This window comes from Thermoleptolyngbya sp. PKUAC-SCTB121, from assembly GCF_016919485.1.
Classification (GTDB): domain Bacteria; phylum Cyanobacteriota; class Cyanobacteriia; order Elainellales; family Elainellaceae; genus Thermoleptolyngbya; species Thermoleptolyngbya sichuanensis.
This window is the reverse complement of sequence record NZ_CP070366.1, coordinates 533,166-546,034: the sequence shown is the minus strand read 5'-3', so window position 1 is coordinate 546,034 and position 12,869 is coordinate 533,166. Positions and strand designations below refer to the sequence as shown.

Below are 12,869 nucleotides of genomic sequence, written 5' to 3'. Positions count from 1 at the left end.
GTCCTTTCATCAGCACCGGTCAGGCGTTGATCAAAATTCAATCTCTGTAACGCCAACAAACCCTTGTCAATTGCCGGATTGCCCCCAATTTGGCTCTATCAAGGGCGCTGGATATTGCTGGATATTGTACTTGTCATCTGGCAAAGGCCGTGCCTGCCCTGCAATGCTGCGTCTGGACAGTGTTTTGCGTGTTTGCAAGCTGAGCGAGAATCTGCACTTTACCTGTCAAATCCTTACTTCAAGCAACAGGAGACAAGCCCCCATGTCTATCCTCGAACGGAATTTTGTCAAAGTGTATGAACCCTCTAGTGCCGCCGCCAGATCTGCACAAAAGACCTATGTCTATACGACTATGGTGCGCCATAACGGAACGGTGATTGCCTTTGCGATGGATAGCGATCGCCATATCTATTACACAGTTCTTGATATGGAGCGCTCTGGTGTTTCTACCTCCCTCGATAGTGCATTTTGGGATATTGAGCCAAAGGAACTGATCTTTCCTGATGAACTGGCGATCGTTGGCAAATCGGCAGCGGGGACGCAGCGGATGCCGCTCGTCAATCGACATGGCGTTGCGCTGCCTGCTGGAACATTAATCGAACCCAAAGAGCGAGACAGCTTTCAATCTACTACGGCACGATTAAGCGCATCTCTGCCGAACGGCGGTCTGAATGGATTTCGACCGTTTCAGGTTCTTTCAGACGAACAGCATGTGTATGTCTTTCGTCAGTCGGCGGCACGGGATGCGTCCGATATGGTGTGGCGAACCAGCGCCCAGGGCGAAGTCCTGAAAGATGCTCAGGGGCGGCCGATTCCTGTAGTGGACAATACGCTGCTGATGGATCGGTTTGTATTCACGGGTGGGCAACTCCAGCCCAAGCTAGAGGTGCGCTATCAGCGTAGCCGCCGCAAAGATTCGCCCGCCAGCCGCAAGGACGGATTGGGCTACGAAGATCTGGAAAAGAAAGCCTTTTACGAGCCAACTCAAACGCTTGACTTTGTTCGCAATTTAACGAACGGCTGGTTTACAGTGCTGCTGCTGCCGACGGCGATTCCCGATGTGCAGCGCTGGCAAATCTTTGCCTACAACCGAGTGACCCAGCGGTTTGATTCTTTTAACATCGAGCGATCGCCCAATGGCTCTTTCAACACCCGCGGCACGCAGTATTACACCAGTCCCAAGCCAGAGCATCAGCAGAGCGTATTCGAGCGGCAGCCAGGAACCTGTCTCTTTTCGGGCGAACCGCTGATTCCGCTGCTGAGTCAATCGGGGTTTGCCGAATCGGCCCTGCTGCTGGATGGGGTAGATGATGCCGTGGCGGTGCGCTCCAGAGAGCGGCTGAACTTGCCCGGTGCCAACGGCTTTACGCTGGAGATGTGGCTGCTAGCTGACCCCGCACAAATTAGCGAAGCCAACCCAGATGAGGCCCCCACTGCCCAGTTCAACATTTTGGAAAAAGGCGCGGGCCGCGGCGAATGTCCCTATGCGCTGCGCTATCTGAGCAATGGCAAACTCGGCTTCTTCCGCACGGACGGGCAAAGGACGCTGGCGCTGATATCCGAAGTAGCGCTAACGGATGGTCAGTTTCATCATGTGGCGGTGGTGCGGACGGCTACGCCCCGCGCTGACCAGGAACACACCGAGTTGCCCACGATTACGCTGTATATTGACGGGGTGGCCGCAGGCACGGTTGACGATGACTTGTCCCGCGCTCTGATTAACGATGACCCGCTGTTCCTCGGCAACCGCACGGCCCAGGGCGATCACTTCAAAGGACAGATCGACGAGTTGCGGATCTGGAGCCGAGCGCGATCGCCCCGCGAACTAGAGATCGAGCGGCATCACCGACTGGTGGGCAATGAGCTAGATCTGGTGGGCTACTGGCGCTGCGACGAGGGCACGGGTACGGTGCTGTATGACCAGACGGATTTTGCCCAGCACGGGCAGATCACAGGCAGCGAGCATCCCTGGATCAAGTCGGAAGCGCCCGTGGGCGAGCATCCGGGCATTCGTCGTTCTAGCTTTGCCTTTCAAGATCGCGCGGTTACTGCTGGCTGCACGGCGCTGTTTTATTACCAGCAGGAACCCGCAGGGGTGGGCTATGTCGCGGAGGAAAAGAAGCCGATCAAGCGCAACGGCCGCGTCATGTTTGCCGTGCCGACGGAAGATCGCTCCACCGACACCGCCGCCAAACCGCTGATCGCCGTGCTGGATTTTGCCGTGTCGCGGGATGGCAACCTGGCACAGGTGCCCGACCTGCTCAACCTGAAACAGCTCGAAGCCGTCAAAATTGGCGATCGCACGCTGAGCGACACCCTGGAAGAATATAGCCAGCTCCAGCAAGACGTACAGCGCTGGACGAGTGAGCGCATCGCCAAACTCAGCACGTTGAAAAACATCGAGGCAGAGCTGGCGGAGGCTCCCATTTGCACGGGAGAACTGGATGCTTACAGCGAAACGATTAACGGGCGGACTTACTACAAGCTGCTGTATGTGGGCAAGACGGCGACTCAGGGCGCAGCCTTTGTCTTCGACCGCGATGGCAACCTGACCGAGCAGCCCATCCGACCGATTGCCGAACTGTTCCATCCCCGGAATTTCCCGGCTGAATGGACGGGGTTGGATACCCTCGTCACCTTTGGCGAACTCAACAACTGCTACCTCTTTAGAGGTGCAGCCTGTAAACCCTGGGTTAACCTGATCACACCGTCCAGCACGCCACATCACATCTCGTCAATTCAGGAGGCGTTTAGTCTCAAACCTGATGAAAGCGATTGGGCGCTGGGCATCGATGCAGCAGTCAGAGGGCACGAACAGGTTTTCTTCTTTCGGGGCGATCGCTGGCTTCGCTTTACGGGCTGGAATGCTCCCGTTGGGGAAGTCCACACCGGGTATCGCACCACCGGCCGCATTCACGACCATTTTCCAGGTTTCCCAACTGAGTGGACTCGCGTAGACGGCGTGGTGCATCGCGCTGGAACCGGAGACTTTTTCTTCTTCAAGGGCAACCAATACGTCAAGCTCCGCTTTAGCGACCTTGCGGTAAACAGCTTGCCGTATGAAGTGCCACCTGTAGCACCGCTGCATTACGAAAACCTGCGAGATGAAGGACTGGGGTATCTGGTCACCTTCTACAACGCAGCCACCACAGCCTTGCAGGCAGAGCGCGATCGCCTGCGACGTGAAATCAGCTTCCTGGAAAGCCAGCTTGCCGACGGCATCCCCACGCTCAGATACCTGCGCCTGGTGATGCACGAGTTTGGGCAAGACAACCCGCTGCCGATGCCGTTTGTCTGCGCCGATCCGACCGGACTCACTGTGTCGGGAGCCGTGCTGGGCTTTGCCTGGACGAAGGACACGCCGCTCTTGTTTGAAAGCGTCACGGGTCGCCTCAGCCTGTATTACCGGGGCACCAGCAACCAGTTCTTTGCCGCGTATTACGACGTGGTGACGGGTCGCGCCAGCTTTAGCCAGCCCGAAACGCCGGGATTGCGCTGGATCGCCCGCTCTGCTGGGGCCGCCCTCGACAGTAGCCAGATCACTATCACAGCAGAGGATGCCGACACCTGCACCGTGGCAATTCAAAACGCGGCGACGAGTATCCAGGAAAAATGGCAGCGGGTGCCGCGCGATCGCGCTCAGTTTGTCGCCGTGCTAAACGGCATGGCGCGTCCGGTTTATCTCGGCAAGCTCACCGAAGCCTTATCCGGCAGCGTCGCCCAGTTTGACCTGGAGAGCGCCGCAACGCATTCCCTCAAGGCGGGCGACACCCTGCTGATCGGCAGCGGCAAGACCAAAGCTGTCGTGCAGGCGGCGCAATCCATGCTGCCCAAGGGCGAGGTTCCGGGCTTCCAGGGGCGATCGCTCTCGTTCAACGGCTCTAGCGATTTTGTCGAGCTGACCACCGCCGAGGCGCTGGGCCTGCCCAACCGCAGCTTTACGGTGGAAGCGTGGATTAACCTGGCAGCCGACGCGCCCAGAGATTGTCCTGTGTTGGGGAGCGCGGCTCCTCGCGCGGCGCTGCGGGCGCTGCACCTAACGATCCGCGATCGCCGGCCGTATCTGGGCTTCTTTGGCGAGGCCAACGACCTCAGCAGCCCCATCGTGCTACAGCCAGAGCGCTGGTATCACGTTGCTTGGCGCTACGACAGCATAGCCCGCACCCAGTCCATTCTGGTGAATGGGCAACTGGTGGCCACGGCGACGAACCGCAGTGCGCTGCTGGGCGGCGGGCCGCTATTCATGGGGCAGTGGAATGGCGATCGCCACTTCAAAGGGCAAATCGGCGAACTCCGCATCTGGAACGAAGCCCGCAGCGAAGCCGACATCGCTGCCGGAATGCGCCGCGTGCTGAACGACCCCACCGGAGCCGCCTGGCAAACGCTGGCAGGAAGCTGGCGATTCGTGCTGCGGGAGGGTCGTCTGGTTGCCCAGGACGATTCGCGCCATCAGCGCCACGGCAGGGTGTTGGGCAGTCCTGCTCTGCGCCGGGTCAATTCGCAGATGATGCAGGTGCAAATCGACCCTGTAACGCTGGCGTGCAAAGCTGACGAGGGCGTGTATCTGCTGCCCTACGACTACGACGCTCATGCCCAGGTCAACCAGATTGCGCGATCGCTCCAGGATGGGTCGCTGCTGTTTTTGGTGGATGCGGGCAATGAACCGGAGCCAGTGCAGCCAGGAACCGCTGTCCTCAGCGATGACACCCTCAGCAACCGCTGGGTCGCCGATGCCTATGGCTATGCGCTCTCCTTCGATGCGGCTGCTCGCCCCGTGACGACGACACAGCGGCTAGCGGATTATCAAACCGAAGCCAACCTGACGATAGAAGCTTGGGTGAAGCACAGCGCGTTTCCCAAGGGCTTTACGGAAATCCTGAAGCATCAGTCGGGGTCGCCGTCTACCCGCTATCGCCTGGGCATTAGCCACGACCTGGATGCGCTCCGAGAAAATGCGCCGATCTATCGCGTGTTTGCCGAAGTGGGCGGCAAATTGGTCTACACCGACCCGATGGCATCCGCTAATCAGTGGCAGCATCTTGCGGCAGTGTTTGAGCAGGCCCACGCGCTAAGGTTTAAGGCGGGCGATCGCCTGGATTGTGGCAGCGATACAACGCTGGAACTGGCGGGCGACCTGACGATCGAGGCTGTCATTCGGCTGGATGATTTGGCTCAGCCCCAGGGCATTTTGACCAAAGGTAAGATACAAGACGGCAGTGATGATGACTGTACTTATTCTCTGTCAGTGAACAAAGAAGGGAAGCTTGTTTTCGCCTTTGAAGACAACCAGGATTCACCCGAAAATCACTTCCTAAAGTCCTCATTTTCACTCCAGCCGAATCAGGTCTATCATGTCGGCGTGACGCGCCAGCACCGTACTGAAACCGCTCAAGGTAATGCTCAAGTGAGCATCAATCAATGGTATGAATTCCATTTCTATGCACGCAGCCAGGACGGCGTGCAGTATGAGATTTGGAAATCTGTCAGCAAGGCGGAAAATCCAGAGCGGTTTGAGGGAACCATCGGCAGCGGTAGTCAGCCCCTCGAAATCGGCTGGGCTGTTTGCCAGACTGACCCGCGAGATGCCACAAAGATGGCCGCTCACTCGTTCCGGGGAGAACTGGGCGAGGTGCGCCTGTGGAGCCGTGCTCTCACTGCCTCGGAATTGGGCAAAGCGATCAAGGGCCGCGAAAAGGGGCTGGTCGGCTGGTGGCAACTGGAGGAAAACCAGAGGGCGATCGCCCAAGACTCTAAGGGCACAAATCACGCCACGATCTACGGCGCACGCTGGGTGCAGAGCAGCGACCCAGAAGCCTCGCGTCTGCGGCTCTATCTCAACGGCGATGTCGTGATGACCTATGTCTGGAGCGCCAGCAACACGCCCTATGCCTGGAGCCGTCAAAAGCCACCCTTTGAGGGTACACCTGGATTTTCGCTGGGTACGGATGCAAGCGCTCCGACCGCTAACCCAGCGTTGCAGCGCCACGCCTTCACAGGCGAACTAGATGAAGTCCGCATTTGGAAAGTCGCCCGCACGCTGGAGCAAATCCAGGACAATCTGTTCCGCCCCATTGCAGGCGATTTTGAACAGCTCCTTGCCTACTATCACGCCAGCGAAGTGGGCAACACACTGCAAGATGGCTCTGGGCGCGGGCTGCATCTAGCGATTCCGGGCACTGCGCCCAACTCGCCGCTGACGGACGCAACACTGGCTTACTTTGCCCTGTCTACGGCCCCCGTCAGCACAGAAACCGCCCAGGTTCGCAGCGCCCTGGCCCAGGTCAAGACCGACTTTCATGACGTGCTGACGAATGCGCCTGCGGTGCAGGAATACGGCGATATGCAATCCGATTCGGCGGGCAACCTGATAGGCGTGATGAAGCGCTGCTACGCCTACATCCGCAACGGCCAGTGGCGACTGCTAACGGGCTACAAGGTCGGTGATCTGGAACTAGAGTGGGTGGGACAGGCGCAGTATGACCCGCAGCTCATCGGCTTTATCGAGGGTGCGCCGCCCGTGCCCAGCGAAAACCTGACGGTGCGCGATACCTACGAAAAGGTCAGCACGGTGGAACTCACCGAAGCCGACCAGATGATGTATACCTACGCCAATACGCGCGATCGCAGCTACAAAACTGCCCTCAATATGAAGCTCGGTGCTGGCTTCAAGGTGAAAAATGAAGCTGGATTTGGGCTGGTGGTGGAAACTGTCAACACGAACCTGGTGCTGGGCATTAAGGGCAATATGGAAACCAACACAAGCTGGCTGCAAAACAGTACCGTCAGCTTTGGCAAAACCACGAACACCCTCAGCCGCCTGACTGCTCAGGGAGACTGGGAAGAGGCTGCCCACCCCCGCTATCCTGAACTGGGCAGGCGCTATGTGCCGAAAAACGTCGGCTTTGCGCTGGTACAGTCGGAAACAGCGGATGTGTTTGTGATGCGGCTGAAGCATCGCGACCCGGCACGGCGGGTGACGGTAGCTCTGCGGATGCAACCCAACCCCGACATTCCCAAAGACTGGAACGTGATCATGTTCCCCATGAATCCGAAGTATGTGAAACAGGGAACGCTGGACGGGCGCGTGGGGCTGAATGCGGATGCGGTGGATTATCCCAACACCACCGACTCCAGCCCCGACCGCAGCTACTTCAAGCCAATCGAAGCCTATGCCCTAAAGCAGCGCATCGAGCGGGAGCAGAAGGAGCTAGAGGCCGACTATCGCAGCTATGACGTGGAACCTGCGGGCAAAAAGGGCATGGCGCGAGGGACACCCGTTCTTCCCCTAGTGGGAACCAGCATTGGTGCAGCGATCGAGGGCGGCATTGCCCTGAATCAGGAAGATAAGCTGCCCGAACTGACCCGCCGCAACCTATTCAACACCTATGTCTGGACGTCCGACGGCGGGCTGTTTGCCGAAACGCAGCAGTTTATGGAGACCCAGCAAGAGGTGATTGGCGGCACATTCTCGGTGTCGGGTCAGATTGGGGGCTATATGGACTTCAACACGGCGATCGCCGGAATGGCGGTCAACTTTGAGCTAGAGTCCTTCTGGGGCGGCAGCCAGACCCTCACCAAGACCAGGACCAGCGCTTCCCAGCGATCCTTCGGGGTGACGGTGGATCTGGATGTGGAGCGCAACATCCAGGTCGCCAACCCGCAGCAGGCAGAACGGTTGGGTCTGTCGCTGTATGATGCCAAGGGCGATCGCGCCAAGTGTCCTGGGAAGGTCGATGGCTATCGGTTCATGACGTTCTATCTAGAGCCGAGCCAGGAACACTTTAAGGACTTTGAAAACAAGGTGCTCGACCGGGCCTGGCTGGAACAGAGCAACGATCCGAATGCGATCGCCCTGCGCCAGTCCATCCAGCAGAAGGTCGGCAAGCCCTGGCGCGTGATGCACCGCGTCACCTACGTCAGCCGCGTCTTGCCCCGGTATGGCTCTCCCGCCGCCACGCCCGCCGAAGACACGCTGCGAGCCGCCAACATCGAAAGCAACTGGGAACTGATCAAACGATTGGAGCCCTACGTGCAGTCAAAAACACGCAGCTATGGCGATCTGGCAGATGCAATTCGTGAGGTCATTTCTCGGTTCATGCCAGAACTGGCCAGCGCCGAGAGCTACATCATTGAATATATGAGCCGCTACTACCAGGTGTTCCCGGATTCGGTGCTGCAAAGCCAGGTGCAATAAGCGACTCCTGGCAACCAACTGCCTGAGGATTCTGTAAATCGTGGGGTGTGCTGTTCGCTTTCAGAGCGGCACACCTTTTTTGATTCACGCATCGAGTAAGTATGTTCCATTTGCGTCAGGACTTACGCACTTGCGATAAGTTTTCTAGGGTTTGGAAGATTTCTCGCGGGCTGCGCCCGCGAGAAATCTTCCAACTGCGTAAGTCCTATGTGTGTTGGCGGGGTGATCGGCTGCAATTAATGAAACGCGATTTGCAGAATAGATAGGTCATCGCTAAAAGTAGACACGCCACCCTGACTGCGAACCGCTTGCAGCAAAAGATCGAGATTTGGGATAGTTGCACCGTTGGGTGCATAGTTAGACAGAGTGTTGATAAACGGATGCAGTCCCCAAGTGGGCTGACCCGCAGAACTGGGCAAGTCATAGATGCCGTCGCTGAAGATATACAGCAGGCTGCCGGGGGGAATGTTGCAGCGATCGCTCTCAAAAACCGTATCGGGCATCATGCCAATTGGCACCCGACGCATCCCCAGCAGACAGGTTTCAGGCGGTTTATCGGGCTGGGGCAGCAGTCGTCCCGGCATCAGCACGGCGGGTGGATGTCCGGCGCAGGCGTAGGTGAGCTGCCGCTTGATCCTGTTGTACACGCCATACCAGATGGTGAAGTACTTGTCGTGCTGGCTATCCATTTGAAACGCTTCGTTCAGCGCCCGCAGCACGACGTGGGGCTGGTAAAAGTTGACATTGGGCAACGACTGCGATCGCAGCAGGTTTAGCACCGTAATCGACGGCAGCGCCGCACCCAGTCCGTGCCCCGACACATCTAGCAAATACATCGCCAGATAGTCTGGGTCGAGCCAAAAATAGTCAAAACAGTCGCCCCCAAGCTGGCTAGAGGGAATAAAGCGGCTGTCGATTTCAATGTCGCCCGTCGCTGGGTCTGGGAGGAGCGATCGCACGTAGGAGGCGGCTTCCGATAGCTCCTTTTCGAGCAGGCGCTTTTGGGTTTGCAAATCTTCACTCAGCAAGTGCAGCCGCAGCCCCGCCCGCACCCGCGCCTGAAGCTCATTAATTTCAATCGGTTTCGCCAAAAAATCATCCGCGCCCGTATCCAAGCCCTGAATTCGATCTTCCACAGCGCTCTGGGCAGTGAGTAAGATGAAGAAAGTAGTGGACAGATCTGGGTTTGCCTTGACCCGGCGGCAGACTTCTAGCCCGTCTAGTCCTGGCATCACCCAATCCGACACGATCAGCGCCGGCCGCAGCTTCTCGGCTAGCGCCAGCCCAGTCTCCCCATCATCTGCGATCGCAACCTCATATCCTTGGGATTGCAGCGCTTTTTTTAGCACCGTTTGAATAATTGAGTCGTCGTCGATGATAAGAATCTGCGGCATGGGAAGACTAGGGCTAGAGCAATGACACCTTGACGATAGTTATTAAGATAAGCGTTTATGTCGTCCTCTTCCGGCTTCACCTCCCAAGAGACGAGGATTTCCTGCGAAGTCTCACCCGCTCGATCGGCTCCTCGATCGACTCAGTTGACCATGCTCCGGAGCGAGCAGATCCAGGTCGATACGCAGCTCAACGAGCTAAATCATGTCTTGGCCTGGTTTGACGGTCTGCGATGCGCGGGTATTCCAGAGCTAGTCTGGCTACAATGTCAGCTTGCGCTGGCCGAAGGCTTTACCAATGCCGTCCGCCATGCCCATCGCAACCGTTCGCCAGACACCCCGATCGAAATTAGCGTCACGATTTTCAAAGAGTTTCTAGAAATCCAGATTTGGGACTGTGGCCCGACATTTAACTTGCGAAAAATGCTGGAGGCGATTCCAGATGAGGTAGACCGGGATGCCGCAGGCGGTCGGGGTCTGCTGTTGATGAAAAAAACAGCAGACGTTCTAGACTATCGGCGATCGCCCGATCAGCGGAACTGCCTCCTTTTTGTGAAACATTACACCCGGCAAGACTTAGCCAGACCAGACTAGAGCAGCCTCAACGCATCAGTTCCCCAGCACCGTATGAGTGACCTCCCCGCAATGTGCGATCTCCCAGCGCCGTATGGTCTGGTGCTGACGACGGCTGCTTCTCGCACCGAAGCAGAGGCGCTCGCCCGCGCCCTAGTCGCCGAACGGCTGGCGGCCTGCGTCAGCCTGTTCCCCGTCCATTCGGTCTACACCTGGCAGAATACCTTGGAGCAGCAAGACGAGTGGCAGCTTGTGATCAAGACTGACCTAACCCTGTTTCCAGCCCTCGAAACCAAAATCCGGGAACTCCACAGCTACGACGTTCCCGAAATCATCGCGCTGCCGATCGCAGCCGGATCAGCAGACTATCTCAACTGGTTAGGAGCATCAGTTAGCCCCCTGTCGCCCCTATCGAGGGTCAGCCTTCAGAATCAGGACGACAAGTCAGAACGCTAAAACTTCAGACCACTAAAAGCGAAAACCACTAAAAGCTCAGAACACCATGCAGAGCACTGAGCGCAGTTTGTCGAACCTTGGGAAAACCAGAGGAATGCGATAAACTGAAAGATAAGTGCCCAAAGCTTTGTGTACACGGCAATGGCGGTTCATCAGCACCATCATCAGCGCTGCATCGGCGGTCTATAGTCGTTGCAGTATGTGTGAGTGCAGGTGCGTCTCTAGCGCTTTCTGGCTCTGATACTGATTAGACAGAACTCAATGGCATTTTCTTCATCGGTTGCGGTTCGAGAACTCCCCCTCTTCCCCCTTTCAGAGGTTGTTCTGTTTCCGGGGCGGCGACTCCCCCTCCACATTTTTGAATTCCGCTACCGAATTATGATGAACACAATCCTCCAGAGCGATCGCCGCTTTGGAGTGCTGATGGTCGATCCTGCGGATGGTCGCGTCGCGAGCGTGGGGTGCTGCGCTGAAATCACCAACTTCCACCGGATGCCCGACGACCGCATGAAGATTATGACCGTGGGGCAGCAGCGCTTTCGCGTGTTGGACTACGTGCGCGAAAAGCCCTATCACGTTGGTCTAGTCGAGTGGATCGAAGACCATCCCACCGAGCGAAACCTCCACTCTCTTAGCATTGAGGTAGATCAGCTTTTGCGAGATGTGGTGCGGCTCTCTGCGAAGCTGACCAATCAGGAAATCGAAGTGCCTGACGATATTCCAGATTTGCCGCTAGAACTGTCTTACTGGGTCGCCAGCAATCTATACGGCGTAGCTCAGGAGCAGCAGGCGTTGCTAGAACTGCAAGACACGGCGGCTCGTCTGGAGCGAGAAGCGGAGATTTTGACCTCTACTCGTAGCCACCTTGCCGCCCGGACTGCGCTGAAGGATGCCCTGCGCTTCGATGGCTAGGTCAATTTCGGGTTAGCGCTTTTGGGTCTGCCAGCTTTATCGCAACTCGCTTGTTTGCCTCGCTGAAAGCTCAAAGTCTAAAGCTCAAACCTATTGTCCCAAATACACCACCCCAGGCAAGATAGGGATTGGCTCAGCCACGCTAGCAAGCCAATTTAGCAAGCCAATTTAGCAAGTCACTTTAGCAATGGAGTAGCTGCCCAGCAGTTTCAGGGTTTCGGTGTGCTGGGTTAGCTCTTGGAGAGCCTGCTGAACCGTTGGATCGTCTGCGCTGGCTTCGATGTCAATAAAAAAGACGTAATCTCCGAGCGATCGCTTGCTGGGTCGAGACTCGATGCGGCTCAGGTTTAGGTTGCGGGTCGCAAAGACCTGGAGCGGCGTGACCAGTGCGCCAGGGATATTGGCAGGGACGCTGAAGGCCAGGGAGGTATGGGTGCCGCCGGGGGATGGCGTTACTCCCAAGACCCAAAAGCGAGTGCAGTTGTCGGGATAGTCGTTGATCGGGTAGCTCAGCACGGGTAAATTGTAGAGCTTGGCGGCGCGGCGAGAGGCGATCGCCCCCGACTGGGGTTCTTGCTCCAGTTTGTGGAGCGCTTCGGCATTAGAGCTAGCAGGGATCAACCGCACCTCCGGCAGCATCCGTTCCAGCCAGCCCTGACACTGGGCGAGGGCCTGCGGATGTGCATACACCGTTTGCAGGGATGCCAGATCGGGGGCGCGGGAGATGAGCGCGTGGTCAATCGGCAGCACGATCGCCCGCTGGATCTGCAAGGAATTCATCTGCCAGAGCGTATCCAGCGTGGTGGTCACGCTTCCTTCAATGGAGTTTTCGACTGGCACGACCGAAAGCTGGGTTTCCCCGCTCTCGGTGGCCCGCAGCGTTTTTGGAATGCTGGAATAGGGACGCAGTTCGCTCGACAGCCCGGACGTGCTTTCTAGCCATGCGCGACAGGCGATCGCCGCATCTTCGGCATAGGTTCCGGCTGGCCCAAGATGAGCAATCAAGATAGTCATATGGTGTCCAGTAGAAATCTCAGCATTCCCTGTAAAACCTCCGTATACTACCTATAGTCAAGGTAGATTTCTGGGAAAAGCTGTAAAATTTGTTTAAGGGATAGCCAACACGCTTGTTTGCAGCTTCATATTGCTTCAGGATGAACTTAGCTGACGCAAATGAACCCACGAGTCAATCGCCCAGTCTCTCTCCCAGCAAGCGCCCAGTTAGGCATGAATTTTGGCGATTCCCGAATGGTTCAGGCAGAGTGCTATGAAAGGCTATGCAAGCTCTGGGGTATTGTTTCCAGCACGGACTGGTCAGGTATTGCTCGACTGAAGCGCTGAGC

Annotated in this window: 6 protein-coding genes; 4 read left to right on the top strand and 2 right to left on the bottom strand. The window is 57.2% G+C overall.

The annotated features are described in order from the left end of the window. Positions 1-262 precede the first annotated feature (262 nt). Positions 263-8,194: a LamG-like jellyroll fold domain-containing protein gene (locus tag JTM80_RS02270; protein ID WP_205370499.1), complete on the top strand. Its 7,932-nt coding sequence runs from the start codon at positions 263-265 to the stop codon at positions 8,192-8,194. 236 nt (positions 8,195-8,430) lie between these two features. On the opposite strand, the gene JTM80_RS02265 is transcribed toward JTM80_RS02270, so the two are convergent. Then, the gene (locus JTM80_RS02265; RefSeq protein WP_172353968.1) at positions 8,431-9,588 is read right to left on the bottom strand and encodes a PP2C family protein-serine/threonine phosphatase; all 1,158 of its coding nucleotides are present in this window, start codon (positions 9,586-9,588) and stop codon (positions 8,431-8,433) included. A gap of 57 nt (positions 9,589-9,645) precedes the next feature. Here JTM80_RS02265 and JTM80_RS02260 point away from each other — a divergent pair, with 57 nt between their 5' ends. From JTM80_RS02260 to JTM80_RS02250, 3 genes are all read left to right on the top strand, one after another. Then, a complete protein-coding gene (locus JTM80_RS02260) occupies positions 9,646-10,179 on the top strand; it encodes an ATP-binding protein (protein ID WP_225906737.1) in 534 nt (177 codons plus the stop codon). A gap of 51 nt (positions 10,180-10,230) precedes the next feature. Beyond that, positions 10,231-10,614 carry a divalent-cation tolerance protein CutA gene (gene cutA, locus JTM80_RS02255; protein ID WP_172358779.1) on the top strand — a complete coding sequence of 128 codons (384 nt, stop codon included), beginning with the start codon at positions 10,231-10,233 and terminating at the stop codon, positions 10,612-10,614. 261 nt (positions 10,615-10,875) lie between these two features. Continuing rightward, on the top strand, positions 10,876-11,526 hold the full coding sequence (locus JTM80_RS02250; RefSeq protein WP_068511235.1) for an LON peptidase substrate-binding domain-containing protein: 651 nt from the start codon (positions 10,876-10,878) through the stop codon (positions 11,524-11,526). Positions 11,527-11,694: 168 nt separating this feature from the next. Here the strand turns inward: JTM80_RS02250 and pheA are convergent, their stop codons facing one another. Next, the gene (pheA, locus tag JTM80_RS02245) at positions 11,695-12,540 is read right to left on the bottom strand and encodes a prephenate dehydratase (protein WP_172353967.1); all 846 of its coding nucleotides are present in this window, start codon (positions 12,538-12,540) and stop codon (positions 11,695-11,697) included. Positions 12,541-12,869: the final 329 nt, after the last annotated feature.

What these genes read in the sequence shown, in the direction of transcription:
- JTM80_RS02270 (WP_205370499.1), top strand. Translation starts at nt 263, where the DNA reads ATGTCTATCCTCGAACGGAATTTTGTCAAAGTGTATGAACCCTCTAGT.
- JTM80_RS02265 (WP_172353968.1), bottom strand. Translation starts at nt 9,588, where the DNA reads ATGCCGCAGATTCTTATCATCGACGACGACTCAATTATTCAAACGGTG.
- JTM80_RS02260 (WP_225906737.1), top strand. Translation starts at nt 9,646, where the DNA reads ATGTCGTCCTCTTCCGGCTTCACCTCCCAAGAGACGAGGATTTCCTGC.
- cutA (WP_172358779.1), top strand. Translation starts at nt 10,231, where the DNA reads ATGTGCGATCTCCCAGCGCCGTATGGTCTGGTGCTGACGACGGCTGCT.
- JTM80_RS02250 (WP_068511235.1), top strand. Translation starts at nt 10,876, where the DNA reads ATGGCATTTTCTTCATCGGTTGCGGTTCGAGAACTCCCCCTCTTCCCC.
- pheA (WP_172353967.1), bottom strand. Translation starts at nt 12,540, where the DNA reads ATGACTATCTTGATTGCTCATCTTGGGCCAGCCGGAACCTATGCCGAA.